Origin of the sequence: Microcystis wesenbergii FACHB-1317 (assembly GCF_014696875.1) — a bacterium.
Classification (GTDB): domain Bacteria; phylum Cyanobacteriota; class Cyanobacteriia; order Cyanobacteriales; family Microcystaceae; genus Microcystis; species Microcystis wesenbergii_A.
Window position 1 is genome coordinate 16,195 of record NZ_JACJQV010000107.1, and the last position, 20,936, is coordinate 37,130.

General features: G+C 41.3%; 19 protein-coding genes and 1 pseudogene. 13 read left to right on the forward strand and 7 right to left on the reverse strand.

What is annotated here, in order from left to right; all coding sequences use genetic code 11:
- The first annotated feature begins 127 nt into the window (after positions 1-127).
- From H6F92_RS07635 to H6F92_RS07645, 3 genes are all read left to right on the forward strand, one after another.
- The gene (locus tag H6F92_RS07635) at positions 128-1,708 is read left to right on the forward strand and encodes a photosystem II high light acclimation radical SAM protein (protein WP_190357402.1); all 1,581 of its coding nucleotides are present in this window, start codon (positions 128-130) and stop codon (positions 1,706-1,708) included.
- Positions 1,709-1,750: 42 nt separating this feature from the next.
- A complete protein-coding gene (locus H6F92_RS07640; RefSeq protein WP_190357403.1) occupies positions 1,751-3,286 on the forward strand; it encodes a WD40 repeat domain-containing protein in 1,536 nt (511 codons plus the stop codon).
- 180 nt (positions 3,287-3,466) lie between these two features.
- The gene (locus tag H6F92_RS07645; protein WP_104397720.1) at positions 3,467-5,347 is read left to right on the forward strand and encodes a DNA-directed RNA polymerase subunit gamma; all 1,881 of its coding nucleotides are present in this window, start codon (positions 3,467-3,469) and stop codon (positions 5,345-5,347) included.
- 40 nt (positions 5,348-5,387) lie between these two features.
- On the opposite strand, the gene H6F92_RS07650 is transcribed toward H6F92_RS07645, so the two are convergent.
- The 3 genes from H6F92_RS07650 to H6F92_RS07660 form a co-directional block, all read right to left on the reverse strand.
- Positions 5,388-5,804: a RidA family protein gene (locus H6F92_RS07650; RefSeq protein WP_079205988.1), complete on the reverse strand. Its 417-nt coding sequence runs from the start codon at positions 5,802-5,804 to the stop codon at positions 5,388-5,390.
- 125 nt (positions 5,805-5,929) lie between these two features.
- On the reverse strand, positions 5,930-6,433 hold the full coding sequence (locus H6F92_RS07655) for a HEPN domain-containing protein (protein ID WP_190357404.1): 504 nt from the start codon (positions 6,431-6,433) through the stop codon (positions 5,930-5,932).
- On the reverse strand, positions 6,423-7,571 hold the full coding sequence (locus H6F92_RS07660; RefSeq protein ID WP_190357405.1) for a DUF262 domain-containing protein: 1,149 nt from the start codon (positions 7,569-7,571) through the stop codon (positions 6,423-6,425). Before H6F92_RS07660 ends, H6F92_RS07655 begins: the two co-directional genes overlap by 11 nt.
- Before the next feature lie 90 nt (positions 7,572-7,661).
- On the opposite strand from H6F92_RS07660, the pseudogene H6F92_RS07665 reads away from it, so the two are divergent.
- Positions 7,662-7,989, forward strand: a pseudogene (locus H6F92_RS07665) (hypothetical protein); the annotation flags it as partial.
- A gap of 105 nt (positions 7,990-8,094) precedes the next feature.
- Here H6F92_RS07665 and H6F92_RS07670 read toward each other — a convergent pair.
- The 3 genes from H6F92_RS07670 to ileS all read right to left on the reverse strand — a co-directional run bounded on the left by H6F92_RS07670 (position 8,095) and on the right by ileS (position 14,153).
- Positions 8,095-10,758: a ParA family protein gene (locus tag H6F92_RS07670; RefSeq protein ID WP_190357406.1), complete on the reverse strand. Its 2,664-nt coding sequence runs from the start codon at positions 10,756-10,758 to the stop codon at positions 8,095-8,097.
- 10 nt (positions 10,759-10,768) lie between these two features.
- Positions 10,769-11,191 (reverse strand): hypothetical protein, encoded by a 423-nt coding sequence (locus H6F92_RS07675; RefSeq protein ID WP_190357407.1) that lies wholly within the window; start codon positions 11,189-11,191, stop codon positions 10,769-10,771.
- A gap of 103 nt (positions 11,192-11,294) precedes the next feature.
- Positions 11,295-14,153, reverse strand: coding sequence for an isoleucine--tRNA ligase (gene ileS / locus H6F92_RS07680; protein WP_190357408.1), 2,859 nt, complete (start codon positions 14,151-14,153; stop codon positions 11,295-11,297).
- Positions 14,154-14,362: 209 nt separating this feature from the next.
- Between ileS and H6F92_RS07685 the strand changes: the two genes are divergently transcribed.
- The 5 genes from H6F92_RS07685 (at position 14,363) to H6F92_RS07705 (ending at position 16,318) form a co-directional block, all read left to right on the forward strand.
- Positions 14,363-14,935 (forward strand): Uma2 family endonuclease, encoded by a 573-nt coding sequence (locus tag H6F92_RS07685; RefSeq protein ID WP_190357422.1) that lies wholly within the window; start codon positions 14,363-14,365, stop codon positions 14,933-14,935.
- A gap of 270 nt (positions 14,936-15,205) precedes the next feature.
- Positions 15,206-15,595, forward strand: a complete 390-nt coding sequence (locus H6F92_RS07690; RefSeq protein WP_190357409.1) for a hypothetical protein — start codon at positions 15,206-15,208, stop codon at positions 15,593-15,595.
- A gap of 3 nt (positions 15,596-15,598) precedes the next feature.
- Entirely contained in the window at positions 15,599-15,784 is a 186-nt protein-coding gene (locus H6F92_RS07695; protein WP_190357410.1) for a hypothetical protein, read from the forward strand.
- Between the two features lie 36 nt (positions 15,785-15,820).
- Complete coding sequence (locus tag H6F92_RS07700; RefSeq protein ID WP_190357411.1) at positions 15,821-16,027, forward strand: hypothetical protein; 207 nt, start codon at positions 15,821-15,823, stop codon at positions 16,025-16,027.
- Positions 16,028-16,123: 96 nt separating this feature from the next.
- Positions 16,124-16,318 carry a hypothetical protein gene (locus H6F92_RS07705; RefSeq protein WP_190357412.1) on the forward strand — a complete coding sequence of 65 codons (195 nt, stop codon included), beginning with the start codon at positions 16,124-16,126 and terminating at the stop codon, positions 16,316-16,318.
- Between the two features lie 98 nt (positions 16,319-16,416).
- On the opposite strand, the gene H6F92_RS07710 is transcribed toward H6F92_RS07705, so the two are convergent.
- On the reverse strand, positions 16,417-16,917 hold the full coding sequence (locus H6F92_RS07710; protein WP_190357413.1) for a L,D-transpeptidase: 501 nt from the start codon (positions 16,915-16,917) through the stop codon (positions 16,417-16,419).
- Between the two features lie 150 nt (positions 16,918-17,067).
- On the opposite strand from H6F92_RS07710, the gene H6F92_RS07715 reads away from it, so the two are divergent.
- The 4 genes from H6F92_RS07715 (at position 17,068) to H6F92_RS07730 (ending at position 20,889) form a co-directional block, all read left to right on the forward strand.
- Entirely contained in the window at positions 17,068-17,943 is an 876-nt protein-coding gene (locus H6F92_RS07715) for an ABC transporter ATP-binding protein (protein ID WP_190357414.1), read from the forward strand.
- 497 nt (positions 17,944-18,440) lie between these two features.
- Positions 18,441-19,244 (forward strand): ABC transporter permease, encoded by an 804-nt coding sequence (locus H6F92_RS07720; protein ID WP_190357423.1) that lies wholly within the window; start codon positions 18,441-18,443, stop codon positions 19,242-19,244.
- Complete coding sequence (locus H6F92_RS07725; RefSeq protein WP_190357415.1) at positions 19,245-20,000, forward strand: ABC transporter ATP-binding protein; 756 nt, start codon at positions 19,245-19,247, stop codon at positions 19,998-20,000.
- Positions 20,001-20,457: 457 nt separating this feature from the next.
- The gene (locus H6F92_RS07730) at positions 20,458-20,889 is read left to right on the forward strand and encodes a DUF4278 domain-containing protein (protein WP_190357416.1); all 432 of its coding nucleotides are present in this window, start codon (positions 20,458-20,460) and stop codon (positions 20,887-20,889) included.
- The last annotated feature ends 47 nt before the right edge of the window (positions 20,890-20,936 follow it).

Consider the following 20,936-nt stretch of genomic DNA (forward strand, 5'->3'; position numbering starts at 1 on the left):
AATCAGTGAACTGAAAACTCACATCTGATAACTGATAACTGATAACTGATAACTGCCAGACAAGCCGGACAAAGTTAAGTTATATTAAGATTACTCAGAATGCGTCCTCGTCCCATTCAGAAATCCCATGACTCAACCGCAAGCGCAACGCATCCTCTACGTTAGACTCCCCTGTAACCCCATTTTCCCCATCGGTGTCGTTTACCTTTCCGACCACGTTCATAAACTATTCCCCGACATCGAACAAAGGATTTTTGACCTTGGCACCGTCCCCCCCTTAGACTTTAACCAGGCACTCGATCGCTGTGTTGACGAATTTCGTCCCACCCTGCTAGTATTCTCCTGGCGGGATATTCAAATATATGCCCCCGTCGGTGGTCGCGGTGGCAATCCCCTGCAAAACGCCTTTGAATTTTACTACGCTAAAAACCCCCTAATCAAGCTGCGAGGTGCTTTAGGCGGTTTGAAGGTGACAACCGCCTACTACGGGGAATTATGGCGCAATCAGGGACTAATTCGCCGCGGGTTGCAGCGGGCCAGAAAATACCATCCCGAAGCGCGAGTTATCGTCGGGGGTGGTGCCGTCAGTGTTTTCTACGAACAACTAAAAACCAAACTGCCCACAGGAACAATTGTATCAGTTGGAGAAGGGGAAACCCTGCTAGAAAAATTCCTCTCCGGTCGGGACTTTAGCGATGAACGTTGTTATGTGGTCGGAGAAACCACACCCCGGCCGCGTTTAATCCACGAATCCCCCACCCCCTTAGAAAAATCCGCTTGTAACTACGACTATATCGCCGGTATTTGGCCGGAATTTTCCTACTATTTCCAAGAAAACGACTTTTATATCGGGGTACAAACCAAGCGCGGCTGTCCCCATAACTGCTGCTACTGCATCTATACCGTCGTCGAAGGGAAACAAGTACGCATTAATCCCGCCGATGAAGTAGTTAAGGAAATACGCCAATTATACGACCGCGGCATTCGCAATTTCTGGTTTACCGATGCCCAATTTATCCCCGCCAGAAAATTTATCAACGATGTAGAAGAACTATTAGAAAAAATTCTCGCTGCTGGGATGAAAGATATCCATTGGGCTGCCTATATTCGTGCCGATAATCTCACCCCGAAACTGTGCGATTTAATGGTAAAAACAGGCATGAACTACTTTGAAATTGGTATCACCAGTGGTTCTCAGGAATTAGTCCGCAAAATGCGGATGGGCTATAATTTACGGACAGTTCTGCAAAATTGTCGAGACTTAAAAGCGGCGGGTTTTAATGATCTGGTTTCGGTAAATTATTCCTTTAATGTTATTGATGAAACCCTAGAAACTATTCGTCAAACTATCGCCTATCATCGGGAATTAGAAAATATTTTTGGAGTCGATAAAGTGGAACCAGCCATCTTTTTTATCGGACTACAACCCCACACCCATCTAGAAGAATACGCCCTCAAAAAAGAAATTCTTAAACCCGACTATGATCCCATGAGTTTAATGCCCTGGACAGCCAAAAAACTGCTCTGGAATCCCGAACCTTTGGGGTCATTCTTTGGCGAAGTTTGTCTGCAAGCATGGCGACAAAATCCCGATGATTTTGGACGAGAAGTGCTGAAAATTTTGGAAGCAAGACTAGGGAAGGCCGATTTAGAATCCGCTTTGACCGCACCGATAGAAACTAAGGAAAAAGTCTTAACTCCTGCTTAAAAATTAATTTTAGTCAATCCCAAGGCGGCAATTAGAGTTACCATGAGTCTGAAATCAGGAGATCAACAAAATCCCTTTACTGGTAACTGCAAAATGACCGACCATCGCCCCCATTGGCTAGAATTAGCGGAATATATCGCCCTAGGATTAACCCTGCTTACCCTTATGGCCATGGGTGCGGGGTTTTTGCCTTTGTTCCTCCTAGTCGTAACTTTCGCGTTAAATATTCTCAATCGTCTCCGAGAAAGAACCCTGCAACGTCAACGCTTAACTGAGATGACCGGTCATTTACAGAGTCAGTGGGAAGAAGAAAAAGAAGCTTTATCGGCCCAAATACAGTCCCTCGATCCCGCGGTGGCCAGGGATAACGAACGTGCGGTCGCAACGCGCTCGCTACGCGAGATCGCAGAATTAGAGGAGAATATTCTCGTCCTCGAACAGTCCTACAATCAAATTATTCAATATATCAACCGTAACGGGCTGCTCGAACGCATCGAACATCTGGAAAAATCCTACGGTCGCTTACACAGAGAGATTGTGCCGATTAACGAAGAATCGGCGGATATTACCGCCACAAAAGCGGAAAATGAGCCACAAATCACCCTACCCGCCCTTAATTTAACTCCCGCTTCCCCCCCCGTCCCTATCCCCCATTGGCATTATTATCGCCGTCTGACCGCCCATCGGGAAATGATTACAGCGATCGCAATTACCGAGGATCAACGGTTTTTAATTAGCGTTAGTTGGGATCGTACCCTAAAAATCTGGGATTTTGCGAGAGGAACCCTGATTACTACGGTGGAAGCTCATGATCAGGGCATTTTAGCCCTAGCAGTCACCGGAAACGGCGATTATCATCTAGCGACGGGAGGATTCGATCAAACCGTTAAATTATGGACTTTAGCCAGCGATGCCAGTAGTCTGGAATTAAATCAAATTTTCCTCGGTCATCTCGGTTCGATTCACGGCCTAGATTTTGCCCCTCGGTGGCATTTTTTGGTTAGTGGTAGTTACGATCAAACCCTAAAACAGTGGAATTTAGAGCAGGAAACCGAAGAATTTAGCTCCTATGACAGTCTGGGGGCAATTTATGCCCTAGCGGTGGCTCCTAATCAAGATTTTATCGCCGCAGCTGGGGGTGATGGCACTGTCACCCTCTGGCAATTGGGATCGGGAGAAAAAATCGCCGTCTTATCAGGTAACGTTTCTTCGGTAGAGAGTCTTGCGATCGCTGCCGATGGTCAGATTATTGCCGCCGGTTGTGTGGATGGGACAGTGAAAATCTGGCAATACGACCCCGAGAAAAGCGGTCATTTTGCGCCAATTCGGGTGATTAATGCCCATAATGGTCAGGTGACAAGCTTGGTATTCGCAGAGGAGGGTCAATGGTTATTTACCGGGGGAACCGACGGAGAGATTAAAATCTGGTTAGCCAATTCTCAACAGGCGATCGCAACTCTCAGCGCCACCAATGAGCGATCATCGCCGATCTCCAGTTTAGTTCTCAGCCCCGATTATTGTCACCTAGCAGCGGCCGCGGCCGACGGCAGCATCACCATCTGGGAAAATATCACTTAATGGTCGATCGAACTAGAAAAATTGTATAATGTAATGTCCCGGACTCGGTCGGGCCAGTTTGACCCGAAGAAAAAGTGACTGAGTTAACTGTCGTTTCTGCCTAATAGTTGTCATCGGGGCATCGAGAACGCGCGAGCGATCGCTTATCCCAGAATCATTACCCATAGTAAAAAATTCAGAATGAAGACTCCAACAGATCAAAGATTTGATTACGTCAAAATCGGTTTAGCGTCCCCCGAAAGAATTCGGCAATGGGGAGAAAGAAACCTGCCTAACGGTCAAGTCGTCGGAGAAGTAACCAAACCAGAAACGATCAACTATCGGACTCTTAAACCGGAAATGGATGGGTTATTCTGCGAGAAAATTTTTGGCCCCTCCAAGGACTGGGAATGTTGGTGCGGTAAATACAAACGCGTCCGTCACCGGGGAATTGTCTGTGAACGTTGCGGGGTGGAAGTCACCGAGTCCCGGGTACGTCGTCATCGCATGGGTTTTATCAAATTAGCCGCCCCCGTCACCCACGTTTGGTATCTCAAAGGTATTCCCAGTTATCTCAGTATCCTGCTTGATATGCCCCTGCGGGACGTGGAGCAAATCGTCTATTTTAATGCCTATGTGGTTCTCGATCCGGGTAACGCGGGCAATCTTAGTTATAAACAACTCCTCAGCGAAGATCAATGGTTAGAGATCGAAGAGGAAATCTACGCGGAGGACTCGGAATTAGTCGGCATTGAAGTGGGTATCGGGGCCGAGGCTATCCAAAGACTATTACAGGAAATTAACCTGGAAGAAGAAGCGGAAAGACTGCGGACGGAAATTGTCGAAAGTAAAGGGCAAAAACGAGCAAAATTAATTAAACGTCTCCGGGTAATCGATAACTTTATCGCCACGGGTTCTCAGGCAGAATGGATGGTTTTAAGCGTAATTCCCGTGATTCCCCCCGATTTACGCCCGATGGTGCAGTTGGACGGCGGCCGTTTTGCCACCTCTGACCTGAACGATCTCTACCGTCGGGTGATTAACCGCAATAACCGTTTATCCCGTCTGCAAGAAATTCTCGCCCCCGAAATTATCGTCCGCAACGAAAAACGGATGTTACAGGAGGCCGTCGATGCTTTAATTGATAACGGTCGTCGCGGTCGCACGGTGGTGGGGGCCAATAATCGCGCCCTGAAGTCTTTATCGGATATTATCGAGGGTAAACAGGGGCGTTTCCGTCAAAATCTCCTCGGTAAACGGGTTGACTATTCCGGACGTTCGGTTATCGTTGTCGGCCCGAAGTTGAAGATCTATCAATGCGGTTTACCCCGGGAAATGGCGATCGAATTGTTCCAACCCTTCGTTATCCATCGTTTAATTAAATTAGGCATCGTCAATAATATCAAGGCAGCCAAGAAAATGATCCAACGGGGGGATGCTAATGTTTGGCACGTCTTGGATGAAGTAATCACGGGACACCCGGTGATGTTAAACCGCGCCCCTACCCTGCACCGTTTGGGCATTCAAGCGTTTGAACCGATACTGGTGGAGGGCAGGGCGATTCAGTTACATCCCCTCGTCTGTCCCGCTTTTAACGCCGACTTTGACGGGGACCAAATGGCCGTACATATTCCCCTCTCCCTGGAAGCACAATCGGAAGCGCGCTTGTTGATGTTGGCCTGTCATAATATTCTCTCACCGGCGACCGGTCGCCCGATTGTTGCCCCTTCTCAGGATATGGTTTTGGGTTGTTATTATCTCACGGCCGAAAATCCCAAGGCTCAAAAGGGTGGAGGTCGTTATTTCGCCAGCATGGATGACGCTATTCGCTCTTTCGATCAGGGATTGGTGGATCTGCACGCTTCTGTGTGGTTGCGTTTACCGGTCGGAGAAAAGGTGAAAACCAATAAACCCGATGAGGAAGTCCTGGAAACGGAAACTCTCCCCGATGGCAGCATCTGGAAATATTATCGGGAGCGCAAAACCCGCGAGAAGGATGGTGAGATAATTTCTCAGTATGTGCGTACTACTGTAGGGCGAATTATCTACAATAAGACGATTCTAGAAGCTTTGGTGGTCTAGAGAGAGATTAGGTTAGGGTGGGCAATGCCCACCCTAATTTTTAGGCTAAAGCGGCAATACATTCTATTTCCACTAGCACATCTTTGGGAAGACGGGCCACCTCCACACAGGCCCGGGCCGGGGCAGTTTCTGGGGGGAAATAACGGGCATAAACTTGATTCATCGCCCCGAAATTGGCTAAATCCGAGAGAAAGACGGTAGTTTTCACCACATTTGACCAATTAGCCCCAGCAGCGGTTAAAATGCCCTCTAGATTGGCCATAACTTGTTCGGTTTGGGTGCTAATTTCCCCGGAGACGATTTCACCCGTGACGGGATCTAGGGGAATTTGTCCCGCAACAAAGAGAAAAGGACCAGGAGCGGCGATCGCTTGATTATAGGGACCCACAGGGGCCGGAGCTTTATCAGTACGGATGACCTGATTATTCATGGGCAGGATAGTTAAAAAAGATGACATTGAATCAATTGAATATTTTCCCAGTTTTTCGATCGCTTGTAGTTAATTTTCGCCGGTTAGGGGATTTAATTTTGACTGATTGTCTTTGTCGAAGGTGCGCTAAAAGCGATTGTACGAGAAATAAGTCAACACTTATGACGCTGCAATTCTGCATCTAACTCTGTTAACAAAGCATATATTCTATCAAAATCATGTTGAGTTTTAGAAGGAGCGTCATAGGTTCTCAAAGTACCTTTAGTATGAGTATGAGCCGCTCGATTGCGACTTTTCTTTAGATTACCGAGATCACCTTTTAAAGCACTAATTTTACCAGTTTTTTCTAACTTTTTTTCGATTTTTTCTAATGTTGCTAAACCAATAACCATAATCAACATTTTTCTAAAAGCTTCATATTGAAAGTTAGAGTTAGGCTTAATAATCTCGTCTTTGATGAATTTTTGGTTAGCTGGGGACTTTAAGCATCGTTTAGCACATCTTAAAACTATATCATCCATAGTTTCCTCGATCCAGCCACATAATTCTATAAGAGCTAGTTTAGAATAAAAAATCTTTTGATCATCACTTGTAGAGTCATTATAGAGTTTATCAAGCCTGTTTAACGTCTTGAGTAAATAACTTTTAGTAATCATTACCAGTAGATGAAAAAATTTTGATAGATGTATTAATTCTCTCTAAAGCCTTATCTTTTTGATAAATACCACTAGCTAAATTTTTAGTCAAAAATGGTTCAGATTTTATTAATCTAGAATACTTGTCTTGTAATTCATCATTGGAGAGATTGACTAAAGTATCTAAATTCTTGGCAACTCCTAACAGAATTCCCTCAGCAATAACTTTACTGGTTTTGAGAGGTTCCTCTTTTAAGATTCTATCATAAATCAAGTCAACGGTTTGCTTAAATAATTCATCTTTATCTTGAATAAAATCTTCATGAGCAAATCTATGTTTATACATATAATCATTTAAAAATCTGGTCAATTTCCCCTTGTAGTTCTGGTATTCATCATAAAAAGCAAAGAAACGAAGCACTAATTCTTCATCTTCAAATCGAGATGCTTTTTTCTGCTTTCGATCCATATCTTCAAATCGAGATGCTTTTTTCTGCTTTCGATCCATCAGCAAAAGCCAGTTTTCATATTGAGCGCATTCTTTTAAAAAAGTATTAAACTCGCCATTATAGATACAATTTCTGATCTCCTGATTATTGAGTTTTACTCCACCGGTATTTAAGCGATGGAAAATGGTAAAAATATAATTATTATGAGCTTTTTTGCTGGAGTCATAGCGAATCATGGTGATGGGAATAGTCATATTTTCTACGCGTTCATATAATTCTTCATGCTGAGTTTTTATTTCCTCAACTGTTTTTCCAGAAATAGACGAATCTACATCGGGTAATTTTGATAGCTTCCAATCTTCAGTAGTTAAAAATTTGACGATGGTACTAATTCGTTGTAATCCATCGATGATATAGCGTTTATCTGTCTTATAGTCAAGACTAATACACATACTAGGAATCGGTAACTGTTTCATTAAACTATCAATAAAACGAGTTTGTTGTGGATCAGTCCACACCACATCTCTTTGAAAATCTGGATCGATAACCAATTGTTTTTTTTGATACATTCTAACTAGATCAGAGCAGGAACGCTGCTCATTGTAAGCAATAATATCTACAGGAGGAAAATCCACATCATCTTCTTCCTCTAGATACTTTTCTTCTTCGGCTGCTAGTAATTTCTCTTCTTGACTGAGATAATTAACCATAATTTTTATCCGTCCTAATATTGCCAATTCAAAAATGAAACGCACGACTCCTTAAGAGTTGACAGAAAAAGGCTCATCAGGTACTGTCTGATCAATACAACAACAGATCAGACACAAAAACGAAGCCATCAACATCTTAACATAGAACAAAGAAACTTGCTCTACCAACTTGGTCAAGAGGGAAATTTATCTCAACGGCAAATGGCAGCTGGGATGTCATCAAAGCACGACCAAAGCGAGAATTAAGAAGGAATCAAGGTTCCCTCAGATGCTATCTACTGAAAATTGGTATAAAACCGCAAGTGAAATCAATCGAGTGACCGAAAAACTTTTCCAAGAGATTCCCGTCGAAAAAAGAAAAACCTTTACTTGTGACAAGGTCAAAGAATTTTGTGGACATCAAGAGTTGAGTCAGAAACCAATTGAATATTCTCCCAGTTTTTTGATCGCTTGTAGTTAATTTTCGCTGGTTAGGGGGTTTAATTTTGACTAAGCGATCGTTTGAGAAAAGTCGATCGATGACTCACTTTGTACCTGTACGAATCATCTTAAATCCATACACATAAATATCTGCGAATCCATATCTTTTTTCTTTTTCGCGCCATTGAGCAAGACCAATTTCGCTTAAAAGCTCGGCAAATCTATCGAAATCAGGTATTATTGACCGTGCGGTACGTTCCCACACTTGACGGAGTTCTTCCCTAGAAGGTAAAGCAGAAATTCCTTCTAAAGCTCGGAAAAAATTCTCTAGGTCAGGATATTCTTGTCTAATAGCCTCACAGCGTTCTTCAGAAGCTTTTTCTAAACCAATTTCTAGAGATTTTGCTCGCAATAAGCGATCAGTTGGTGACTGAATTGATGACTGTCCTTTGTAGGTTAATTCTTGTGCTTTTGCTCCTTGTAATAGAGCGCTTAAACTGCGAGGAAAAGTAGTACCACTAGAATCTGTTAAACGCTCATAAACCCATCGATAAACGTATTTAGCTTTATTGCCACTTCGTCGGCGACTGCCCCAAAGTAATTCTAAGGCACGATTTAGAGCTTCTTCCGTTGCTTGATCGATACTTTCCACGGGAGCAAAACGAGCGACTAACTCTTTAAATTTTGGCGAGAGAAAAGCTTGACGGAGAGCTAATCTCAAGAAATCTATTCTCGTCCATTGTAGAAGTAAATCTCGTCCATTGAAGTGACTTTTATTATCAAAGTTAAGACGTTTCCAGATATCTTCTCTCAGAAATATTTTAAAACGAATTGCTGTTAGTGTCCGAGCATCACAAGCTTGAACAAACTGAAATAAACCGGTGAGAGCTTGTTGACGAATATCTTCTCTCTCTGGGAAATCTTCATCTAAATCATCATAAAGAAACCAGAGAGTCTGCTGCTCTTTTAATTGTTTCTCATTAACTAGATCTAAAGCATCTTTAATCAGGAGAGTCAAATTTCGATCCGTTGCTAATTGAACTAAAGCTTCAGTATGTTCCGATTGCCAATTTTCCGGGGGTAATTCTAAAATTAGTTTAATCGCCTGAAATTTTTCCCACTTTTTACCTTTAGGAAAGATACTATTTTGATATTTTCTGTACACATTTATCAGCAAATAAGCTCGCCAAACTGCTTCCCAGGTACCTTTTTTTTCTAGCAATTCTTGATTTATATACTGGAATTCATCCCGGGATGGACGACTATTATTATAGCTCCCATGACCAGATAATAAAGTCACATGATCTAGACGACTATAGGCCAATTTTCGTGCCTCAGACTCCTTCTGCAGTAGTAACAAATAAAGTGCTGTCTTTCCTGTTCCCTTACGACCTCTGATCAGACAAGTTGCTTGATCAAGAAATTTATCAAAGTTAGCAGTTTTCTGAAATAAAAGACTAATATCTGAACGGATATCTCCCGCATTTAATGGCATAAAATTAAGACTTTCAATAACTTGCCAACGTTGTTTGGAACTGGCCAGAATGTTTTGCAAGCGAATTTCATTGGTATCTTCATCGATTAAGTTAGCAATGCGAGTATAATAATCCAGTAATCCAGTGACAGGATAACGGTCTGCTAGAGCGATCGAGGGAATATAAGGTATGATTAAATAGTCTTCTGAATCTATATCTAAATCATGATCGGTAGTTTCATCTATATCTATATTTTTGTCAATATCCTTTTGTAAAATTTGCCAAGCATGAGTAACTTTAGTTATTCCTGTATCACTTAAATCGGGAACAGGTGAAAAAACAAAATTAAGCGAAAGTCGGCCAAAAGAAGTCAAAGATTGCAAAAGAAGCTCGATTCCTTTTTGATTTTGTTCGTTAGGAAATAAAAAAATAATTGCTTCGTTGGCTGCCTGTAGTAAAGATAAAGCTCCCCATTCATTGATTCCAGTGCGCGAATCTACTAAGATAAGATCAGGTTTTAACTGATTTTGAATCTCTCGACTAAAAGTTGACCAGAGTGTTTCCCCATTATCGAGAATTGTTGTTGCTCGCAGATCATCAACTTTAGTAATGTAATCAAGACTCAAATAACCCGCAGGAACAATAAATAGTCTTCCCGTTGCATCGGGAATATTAACTTCTCCAAATATTTCAGTGATATTAATCTTTGCTTTTACACCTTCTGGTAAATAGGATTTTTCATAAAAATAGTCCACAATTCCGTATTTCGGTGAGGGATTTAAGGGGAAAGCTGTGCTTAACCCCGGTGCTTCTAAATCCAAGTCAACAGCTACTACTTTACGACCTCGCATCGCTAAAATCCAAGCAACATGAATTAAAGCAGTTGTCCTACCTACTCCCCCTTTAAAAGAATAAAAAGTTACGGTTCTAGGAAGACAAAGTTCGGGAGAAGACGGTGATTGATTTTGTGGATTAGTTGACCACAAAGCTAAATCTTGCCAAGTGTGAATTGATTTTTCGTCCAGAAGTTGTGGAGCTTTTAGATCGAGAGAGGCTGCCTCCTGAATAGTATATAAAGATATAAAACCTAAAGATTTATGCTGTTGTCCTATGTCATTTTTAACTGCTTCTATTCGCTGAGTTGTTGATAAATTTTCAAACTTATCACTGACGATAGTTATATTCAAAAGTCCAGCAGTAGATACATTGAGATCAACCCATTCTTGAGCTTCTTTTTGAACATATATATCTGTTAATTTTTGTTTCAGTGATCTTAACCAAGTTTCTGACATAACTATCTCCTTAAAGTTGAGTAGCTTGTTTCTGAAGCCATCTTTTCAGACCTGTATAAGCTGATAACCACTCTTTGTATTTATCGTCATTCGGTTCACTGCTGGAATAACGCATAGTTATAAAATTTTGACTAGGATTTTCTACTATATTAATCCATTTTATCACCTCTGGAAAATTTTGAACTCTCGAATAGAGACGATTATGACGTTTTAAAGCATCTGTAAAACTGTGACCAGGATTAGTTATGGTATGTCCGGGGTTATTGGAATCAGTTTTCCATTCTTGACTGGATACCGAAGCTAAGATCATAGATTTCAGCAAACATTCGATCGTAATACCTCCAAAGTGCATAGCAGCTATTTTCCTATTAGATTTACAAAGTATTTCTGTATCTTGATGACGTTGTAAAAAAGCTGATTGGTAATCTTCCATCCCTAATTATCTATTCGCTAGAGTTAATACCTGTGAATAAGTTTTTAGCTGAGGATTAAACAAGGGTACTTTATTCGACAATAAAGCACCCTTTTAATTTAGCTTAGAACTCTCCTTTTAAAGCGGCATTACAGCGCTCGCAAATAGTGGGATCATCGGCAAATTTTCCCACTTGAGTGGAATAATTCCAACAGCGATCGCATTTTTCGCCGTCTGCTTTGACAATTCCCACCGAAACAAAGTCCGATTCTCCTTTATATTCTGCGGTTTGAATCGCGCTAATATCACTGACTAATTCCACTTGAGAAGAGAGAAATAGATAACGCAATTCATCGACTTTATTCCCCGTTAAACTATCACAATTGTTGAATAATTCTAACTCCTGTTGTAAGGTTTCATCGGGAACATAAAGTAAAACTTTTGCCTCTAAAGAAGCACCGATCGCTTTATCATTTCTGGCAGTTTCCATCACCTTATTAACTTCGGTGCGTAGCTGCCGGAATTTGGCCCATTTATCGGCCAATTTGCGATTATTCCAAGCAGGATCGATGTTTAGCCATCCTGACTCAAATACCGATAAATAAGGGGTTTTGTAGGGGAGAAATTGCCAGATATCTTCCGCTAGATGAGACAGGACAGGAGCGATCGCTTTAGCAAGATTTTCTAAAGCAATAGCATAGACTGTTTGACAACTGCGACGACGGAAAGAATTAGGATCAGAAATGTATAAACGATCCTTAGCGATGTCGATATAAAAGTTAGATAAATCGACAACACAAAAATTCTGTACCGTCTGGAAAAAGCGGAAAAATTGGAAACTTTCAAAAGCTGCCGTAACTTCCGTAAACACTTCCGAGATACGATGTAACATATAGCGATCAATCTCCGGTAGATCATCATAAGCTACCGCATCTTTAAGGGGATCAAAATCATTTAAACTCCCCAGTAAAAACCTGGCAGTGTTACGGATTTTATTACGGATATCTACCAACTGTTTAAGAATATTTTGACCGATATTCACATCATTGGTATAGTCCACCGAGGACACCCATAACCGAATCACATCTACCCCATAAGCGGGTTCTTTTTTCTGGTCTTTACCACCATTAATGATCACATTGGGATCGATGACATTACCCAGAGATTTACTCATTTTTCGTCCCTGTTCATCCAAAACAAAACCGTGAGTTAACACCGTTTTATAGGGAGCAATACCATTAGCAGCCACACTGGTTAATAAACTCGATTGAAACCATCCCCGATGCTGATCCGATCCTTCTAGATACATATCCGCAGGATAACTTAATTCTGGTCGAGCATTAGCCACCGCATTCCAACTAGAACCAGAATCAAACCACACATCCATAGTATCCATTCCCTTGCGATAACTGCGACCATTATCGTGATAACTGGGAGGTAACAACTCCTCTACCGATAACTCCCACCAAGCATTAGAACCCTTGACTGCGAAGATAGCTTGAACGTGATTAATCGTCTCCTCAGTTAACAGAGGTTCATTCGTTTCTTCGTCATAAAAAACAGGAATAGGAACCCCCCAACTGCGCTGACGAGAGATACACCAATCGCTTCTTTCACTAACCATAGAAGTGATGCGATTCTTACCTGTTGCGGGAATCCAACGCACCGAATCAATTGCTTCTAAAGCTAATTCCCGGAATCCTTCCACGGAAGCAAACCATTGTTCCGTTGCGCGAAAAATTGTCGGTTTTTTGGTTCTCCAATCGTAGGGATATTTATGCTGATATGCTTCTTCTTTGAGTAAGGCCCCCTTTTCTGTCAGTGCTAAAATTATCGCTTCATTAGCATCTTTCAGGACATTTAAACCCGCAAATTGTCCCGCTTCTGCGGTGAAATTTCCCTTATCATCCACGGGAGAAAGTATCGGTAAACCGTAACGTTGGCCGACGATATAATCCTCCTGACCATGGCCAGGGGCCGTGTGAACTAATCCGGTGCCGGAATCAGTGGTGACATAATCCCCACCGATGAGAATCGCACTTTCTCTGTCAAACAAAGGATGACGATATTTAGTATGTTCTAATTCCAGACCTTTAACCGTTGCTTTAATCGTCAAAGTTGTGTTAAAAGTGTCGGCCAATTTTTCGACTAAATCCGTCGCTACGATTAGATAATTAGACTCGCTAGTTTCCACCACTGAATAGTTTAATTCTGGGTTCAATGCGACGGCCAAATTCCCGGGTAAAGTCCAGGGAGTAGTCGTCCAGATAGCCACGGATAAATTAGGCAAAAATGGCGTTAAAACCGGGGTTGAAACTGACGTAATCGGAAAAGCAACATAGACACTCCGGGAAGTGTGACCTTCGGGATATTCTAATTCGGCCTCAGCTAAAGCGGTTTGAGAACTAGGACTCCAGTGAACCGGTTTTAGTCCCCGATAAATATAACCTTTTAGGGCCATTTTTCCGAATACGGCAATTTGAGCGGCCTCGTATTCAGGTTGTAGGGTTAAATAGGGATTTTCCCAGTCTCCCCAGACTCCATACCTTTTGAAACCTTCACACTGTTCTTTTTGCGTTTGAAGGGCAAAATCGTGGGCTTTCTGACGTAATTTTAAAGGGGTTAGACCCTCTTTTTCCGAGCTTTTGAGACTTTGTAAAACCTTTAGTTCGATCGGCAACCCGTGACAATCCCAACCCGGCACATAGCGCACTTTGTAACCTTGCAGCAGTTTATATTTATTGATAATGTCTTTGAGAATTTTATTTAAAGCATGACCGATATGCAGGGACCCGTTAGCGTAGGGTGGACCATCGTGGAGAATAAATAATTCTTTGGGGTTATTTTGCGCTAATTTCTCGTATATTTGCTCATCTTGCCAGAATTTCTGCATTTCTGGCTCACGTTTGCTGGCATTTGCTCGCATATCAAAGTCAGTTTGAGGCAAATTAACGGTATCTTTGTAACTTTTAGCGTTGGACATTCTGGCAAACCTATGGATATCAATCGTTTTCGGTATTCATTCCTAAATAACGTCCCTTTGAGAGTCGTTATCTCTATTCTGTCACATAACTGTAATACAAATGTTACAAGTGACAATCATTGATCTATAAGTCTAGCGAGATTGAGTCCAAGAGCGATGATTCCCAAAGGCTATAATTCAGTTATTCGAGAATAGGGAGCATGGGGACGATAGTGACGAATCCTAATTTTTTTTATGTCTCTCCAGAAGTGTATCTAGAAGGGGAAAGAGTCAGTCCCATCAAGCACGAGTACCGAAAAGGACGGATTTATGCGATGGTAGGGGCAAAAAAGCCGCATATTGTCTTAAATACAAATCTAGCCACTTTATTGAGTATCCATCTCGATGATAGTCCCTGTCTTGTTCTCACTTCCGATATCAAAGTCCGGTTAGAGGAGGCAAATTGTTATTATTATCCCGATATTGCGGTGGTTTGTGACGAGAGAGAGATTAACAATACCGATGATTTTATTCTTTATCCTGTTCTGATTATTGAAGTATTATCGAAATCTACGGAATCCTTTGATAGGGGTGATAAATTTAGCGATTATCAAACCTGTCCCACCTTAAAAGAATACATTCTTATTGATCAAAACCAGATGAAAATTGAATGTCACCGTCGCGAGGATTCGGGAGTTTGGCAAGAACAGATCTATGAAGCGGGAGATGAGGTAGAATTTACCAGTGTAGGATTCCGGGGATCGATCGCTTCTATCTATCGCAAAGTCCCCGGTTTGGTCTGATTACAATTATTTTTTGACATCGCACTTTCAGGTTCCTAGGGATAGGGGTAGCTCTGTCTCCCTTTGCCTAAAAACTGAGATTATCAAGCATTTAATTCTATTTATCAAACCTCTAGGAAGTTTTCCTTTTGGGTAGCTGTTTGTCAATACCAAATTAGGTTATACTTTATGTTTATGGGAAGCGATCGCTGTTAGTTTCCCACTGTCCTAGGCAACAATAAACATAGCTAAAATCCAGCACTCGATCGTGTAAGGTCAGGTGAGGTAACAATGGATAATTCAAACCTAAATAAGCAATTAGTAATTAATAATATTCAGGAATTTGCCGAGCTTGTTGGTAATTATGATCAAGCTTGGAAGCTTCTTGTGGGTAAAAAGGTGAGTCGTATTCGCGAAGAAGTGAAATACAAAGGGAAAAAGACGGGGATAAAAGGCACTAAGAATTATAAATATGGACAAATCATCAACATAAAATATGAGAATGATACCGTGTATGTGCATATTAAATATCAGCATAATTTTTTTGCTGAATATAAAATCGATAAAATTATTAATCAATTTAGTGATATATTTCCCTTTATTACTGTACAAGAAATTTTCCAAAAAGTCCCAGAAATAAAAAACAAAATACTACAAGAAACTTATCAGAAGCTTGAATAGGATTTGCTTAATGTCAATAAATTTTATCAGGAAAGATTGTATAAATATCTGACTAAGGAAGAATTTTGGCAAGAAAAACATAGATTTGTGCAATCTTGGCTAGAAAAAAATCTAGGAAGAAAACCAGATTTAGAGCAGTCTGTAGCCCTTGGAGAAGTCAATAATAATATCCAAGAGTGGCAAAACTAGCACATTAGTCAACAAAGCTTTATTTTTGCAAAAACATTGTGGTATTTTACCAAGGGAAATATTAATACTAGCTTTCAACCGCTTTTTTATGTGGCTCTCACCCGTGCGATCAAGCAACTCTATATAATTACAGAAAGTCCTAACTATTCGCCCTTTCTTGCCCATTTAAATCTGAATAAAATCAATTGGCAAGAATATCCCATACTAGGAGATAAGTCAAAATATATAAGTAGTCGGACATAAATTCTGTTGTCTATCTTAAGAAATGTAAATTGCCGCAATTCTTACTGACTCTTGAATCCTGACGACCGACTCCTTACCCCACAGTTAACTTTACTTTTGTCCAACTACTTAACTATTGAAATTGGCAATCAAAAAGGGAAAGGTTCTCACCCGACTATTCAGATTAGAGACTTGCTAAAAGCTCAAGGATATAAGTGGAATTCCCATCAACATCGACAAATTTGGTATCGTCATGATTTAAGGGCTAGTTTCACCACAAGGGAAGGAAACCTCTTTCATCTGTGGGGGTGAAAATTTTTTCATCGGGACTGACTCCCCAGACTCCTAACCCCACCAACAAACTTTTTGCCGCAAACCCTAGTTAACAGCTTATTATTTTCCCATTGTTTCTATTGAGCGATTACTATCACTGAAGTGCCGATTTGTACCTTTTCAAATAAAGCCTTTATATCTCGATCGCGCATCCTGACGCAACCGTGGCAGACGGCCCGGCCGATGAGATTTTCTGGGGGTGTACCGTGAAAACCGATAAAATTCTCGCCATCGGTCCAAAATCCGATCCAACGCGCCCCTAAAGGGTTGTTTTTTCCCGATGGCACCAGTTGACCGGTGAAAGGATGTTCCCAGACTGGTTCCCGCACCATCTGAATCACCCTAAATTCTCCCGTCGGGGTTTCCCAACCGCGACGACCGATCGCCACTGGGTAAGAAGCGATTATTTTCTGTCCTTGGTAAACAAAAACCCGTCTTTTTTTTAAATTCAGCAGCAAACGGGTTTCCGTTCGGGTTACCGTGGTTGCGGGAAGGGAATTGACGGGACTAATCGGGGGATTGAGCAAAAATTCCCCCATTCCTAGACATAAACAGAGAATCGGCAGCAAAACTCGCATCTGATACCAGCAAAGTCAAAATTTTTTATCTGCATTCTAATCTGATTGTGACGATATATGATCACTGCGGGATGCTTCCGATCAAATCGGAGTCGAGTTAGGCTAATTCGGTTACACTAATCCATAGCTGGAATATTAACTTTTGTAACTATGACCGCCGCTATTGCTCTCGATCGCGTTTCTAAAATCTATAACAATCTCCCAGTAGTTAACGAGCTTTCCTTTGCTATCGAAAAAGGGGAAATCTTTGGTTTACTCGGTCCCAACGGTGCGGGAAAATCGACGACAATCCGCATGATTATCACCCTAACCGAAGCAAGTCAAGGAGAAATCGCAGTGGCCGGGTATGATGTGAAAAAATACCGCGATCAGGTGAAAAAAAATATAGGGGTAGTCTTGCAACAGATTAGCGTTGATGGGGAATTAACCGTCTGGGAAAATATGGAATTTCACGGCCGGATGCACCATATCCCCAATCCCCAGAGACAGGAATTAATCGATCGCTATTTAGATTATGTCAGTTTAAGCGATCGAAAATCTGCCCTGGCCAAAACTCTTTCCGGAGGGATGAAACGACGTTTACAGATTGCTCGCGCCCTTCTTCACGAACCAAAAATCCTCTTTCTCGATGAACCAACAGTCGGTTTAGACCCCCAAAATCGTCGTCGTTTGTGGGAAGTAATTCGCGATTTAAACCGGCAAGGAATGACAATTTTGTTAACCACTCACTACATGGAAGAAGTGGAATTTCTCTGTCAGGATAACGCCGCAGGAAAACCGGGCAGAATTGGCATTATGGATGCGGGCAAATTAATCGAATTAGGAACTATAACAGATTTTCGTACTAAGTATGGCGAGGGTTTAGTTATCAAACAAGTTGGCGATAAAATCGATTATAAATTCTTCCCTACCGTGGCCGATGCTAACTCTTATCTGGACAGTTTGAGCAATAAAACTGGAGTAATGTGTCGCCCTTCCAATCTCGAAGATATCTTTGTGGAACTGACGGGACATCAATTAGATTAGATTCTTGTTTTGGCTGTTAGGAAGTTGTTTAGGAAGTTGTTCAGTTATCGGTTTTTAACTCCAGTTTTTCGCAGATTAGCTGTGTTTAAATCGCCATTTCTTGGCTTTCATATGATGTCTATTTTATTGATAAACTTGCTAAGTAGGTAGGTTTTAAAAATTGTCAGATTCCTCCCCTTATCAAGGGGGGAAGGGGGGGATCAAGGAGGGATCAAAGGCAAAATCTATCTTCTATTTAACCAGAACCACTTACTTAGAGTCTAGGTCAATTAGCTGAGGATGTCCCTAAAAACCGAATTCAACCCTAAAAAAAGAGGCTTTTAGTGGTTTTTAAGCTTTTTGAGCCAGATAAATGGCCCAAGAAGGGAACTTTTTCCGGAGAGGGAGAGTCGTCGGGGACTGGATAAAAACTAGAGTCCTCCCTCGATCGATAGACAAAATTGACGGTAATCGTTTAGAATAAAGCACTGAACACTGACGAGATGACAATTATCCCTATGACCGATCTCCAGACAAAAACTAGATGGTCAAAAGCGCGGCGATATTACGAATTGCTTAGTGTTTTAGTGGAACGTAATCTCAAGGGACGCTATCGGGGTTCTTTTCTGGGGGTTTACTGGTCCTTGTTAAATCCCGTGATTATGACTGCACTATACACGGCAATTTTCGGCACGGTTTTCGCCTCTTATTTTGATAATTCTATAGTTAACTATGTCCTAGCGGCTTTCACTGGTTTAGTAGTAATAAATTTTTTTAATGCTTCCACTAACCAAGCTTTACCTAGTATCGTTGGTAATGGCAGTATTTTAAATAAAATTCGTCTGCCAGTGAGCATCTTTCCCGTTTCCATGGTAGTAGCAAATATTTTTCAATTTGCTATTAGTATCTTTCCCCTTTTGGCTATAGTAACTCTCTGGAAATCTCAAAGTTTACTTAATGTAATTGCTCTGATTTTTCCCGTGATCGGTCTTTCTCTGGTTTGCACGGGAGTGGGTTTCCTTGTTAGTACCCTCTACGTTTTTTTCAGAGACTTACCCTATTTTTACGAAATTGTTTGTTTTGTCGCTTGGATTAGCAGCCCGATTTTCTATCCCCCAGAAATTATTCCTCCTTCCGTACAACCATTCCTCCTACTAAACCCATTATTACCGGTAATCGAAAGTATTCGCCAATTGTCCCTTTCCCCCGGATTACCGGATTTTAGTTTGATTTTTCAATCTCTAATCGGTGGGATCATCATCCTAGGAATTGGTTGGACTTGCTTCCGACTCTGGCGACATTTATTTATGGATTTATTATAAATGACAGAAGTAATTCGACTCGATCAAGTGTCTCTCCAAAGACGTACTCAAGAAGAATTCTCCTACGATCTAAAAAGGACAATCTTCTCTATTCTTGAAGGGAAATATCGTCAACCTGCCAAAAAATTAGTTCTAGATGATATAGATTTAGTCATTAATTCTGGAGCGAAATTAGGTATCATTGGAGCTAATGGCGCAGGAAAATCTACTCTCTTAAAAGTTATTTGTGGTATTCTGGAACCGACAAAAGGACAGGTGAGAGTCAGGGGACAAATTGCCTCTCTAATTGAATTAGGAGCGGGTTTCGATCCAGATTTACCAGTAAAAGATAATATTATTCTCTATGGGGTAATGCTGGGATTTTCTCGTCAGGAAATGAAGGAAAAAACCAAAGATATTCTTGACTTTGCTGAGTTAGAAGAATACATGGGAGCGCCGGTGAAATCTCTTTCTTCTGGGATGGTGGCTCGTTTAGGATTTGCGATCGCAACAGAGGTTCACCCCGATATTCTTATTCTTGATGAAGTCCTTTCCGTCGGGGATGAAAGTTTTAAAAATAAGTGTAAACGACGTTTAAAAAAATTCTGGAATTCTAACGCTACTATTTTAGTAGTTTCCCACGATTTGACTTTAATTCAAGAGTCCTGTGACCAAGCAATTTGGCTGAATAAAGGCCAGCTGCAATGTCAGGGTACATCAGAAGATGTCATCAAGTTTTATTTGGATTCCGTGCATCAAAATGAAGTTAATTTTTAATTAAGTAGGTAATCTCAATTAATTGTTAGATAGGAATAATTTATCTACGTTTTACTTGGTCGAAAACCCTATAACAAAATAAAAAACCTCGGTGTCCAGCCGAGGTAGCGCTAAGTTATGTAGGAGAACTCAAGCAAATCTGTCAATGGGGTAAACCCAAACCCCGAAAACTTTTTTAAGCTAGTAGGCCAAGTTTTTTGCCGTTGTCTCGGACTCAAGGAATCATCTTCTGTCCTATACTCTTCGAGACAATCTGAACCGGCTTGCTGTCTTGGCTGTTTTGCTTTAACTTTTAGTTCATGTAAATAAATGTAACAATATTTTTACGAATTGTAAAGAAGGATTGACACAATAAAACTTATATGAATTATAAGCTGAGTTAATATTTTTCGCCGATCGAAGCGAGGGAGGTAATAATAGAGAGATTGGTTCACTAGCGTGACAAGGTGTACCCAGAATGTCCTATTTGTTTTTGTTACCACTATTCACCGCTGCCTTGGCTGCCTATTTCTGGCAGAAGTCCAGCGATGAAATCGCTTATCTGGCCAGTGCCGCCACGGTAATTAGTTTATTGTTGAGTCTGGTTTTAGCTCCTTGGCAGATTCAGCTATTAATTCTCTTGACAGTTGTGATTGTCGTCACCTTTTTATGGCAAGGACGAGAAGAGCAGAAGAATGTCCCCGTCCCCACTCCAGAAACCGCCGGCGAGAAAAAGTACCGTGGGGCCACCTATATCGAGCCAACAGTCGCCGAGGCTCCTGTCAAGGAGCGAGGGGGTAAATATCGCGGTGCGGAGGTTAAAATCACCAATAATCCCACGGTGGCTAACCCAATTCGCTCCTCATCTCTCAAATATCGCGGCGCCAGTTCAGCAAACAAGGACCAGTAATCAGTTATCAGTTATCAGTTATCAGTTATCAGATTTGAGTTTTAAGT

Bases quoted from the DNA above. Each gene is read 5' to 3' on its own strand.
- H6F92_RS07635 (WP_190357402.1), top strand. From the start codon at position 128: ATGACTCAACCGCAAGCGCAACGCATCCTCTACGTTAGACTCCCCTGT.
- H6F92_RS07640 (WP_190357403.1), top strand. From the start codon at position 1,751: ATGAGTCTGAAATCAGGAGATCAACAAAATCCCTTTACTGGTAACTGC.
- H6F92_RS07645 (WP_104397720.1), top strand. From the start codon at position 3,467: ATGAAGACTCCAACAGATCAAAGATTTGATTACGTCAAAATCGGTTTA.
- H6F92_RS07650 (WP_079205988.1), bottom strand. From the start codon at position 5,804: ATGTCATCTTTTTTAACTATCCTGCCCATGAATAATCAGGTCATCCGT.
- H6F92_RS07655 (WP_190357404.1), bottom strand. From the start codon at position 6,433: ATGATTACTAAAAGTTATTTACTCAAGACGTTAAACAGGCTTGATAAA.
- H6F92_RS07660 (WP_190357405.1), bottom strand. From the start codon at position 7,571: ATGGTTAATTATCTCAGTCAAGAAGAGAAATTACTAGCAGCCGAAGAA.
- H6F92_RS07670 (WP_190357406.1), bottom strand. From the start codon at position 10,758: ATGTCAGAAACTTGGTTAAGATCACTGAAACAAAAATTAACAGATATA.
- H6F92_RS07675 (WP_190357407.1), bottom strand. From the start codon at position 11,191: ATGGAAGATTACCAATCAGCTTTTTTACAACGTCATCAAGATACAGAA.
- ileS (WP_190357408.1), bottom strand. From the start codon at position 14,153: ATGTCCAACGCTAAAAGTTACAAAGATACCGTTAATTTGCCTCAAACT.
- H6F92_RS07690 (WP_190357409.1), top strand. From the start codon at position 15,206: ATGGATAATTCAAACCTAAATAAGCAATTAGTAATTAATAATATTCAG.
- H6F92_RS07710 (WP_190357413.1), bottom strand. From the start codon at position 16,917: ATGCGAGTTTTGCTGCCGATTCTCTGTTTATGTCTAGGAATGGGGGAA.
- H6F92_RS07715 (WP_190357414.1), top strand. From the start codon at position 17,068: ATGACCGCCGCTATTGCTCTCGATCGCGTTTCTAAAATCTATAACAAT.
- H6F92_RS07720 (WP_190357423.1), top strand. From the start codon at position 18,441: ATGACCGATCTCCAGACAAAAACTAGATGGTCAAAAGCGCGGCGATAT.
- H6F92_RS07725 (WP_190357415.1), top strand. From the start codon at position 19,245: ATGACAGAAGTAATTCGACTCGATCAAGTGTCTCTCCAAAGACGTACT.
- H6F92_RS07730 (WP_190357416.1), top strand. From the start codon at position 20,458: ATGTCCTATTTGTTTTTGTTACCACTATTCACCGCTGCCTTGGCTGCC.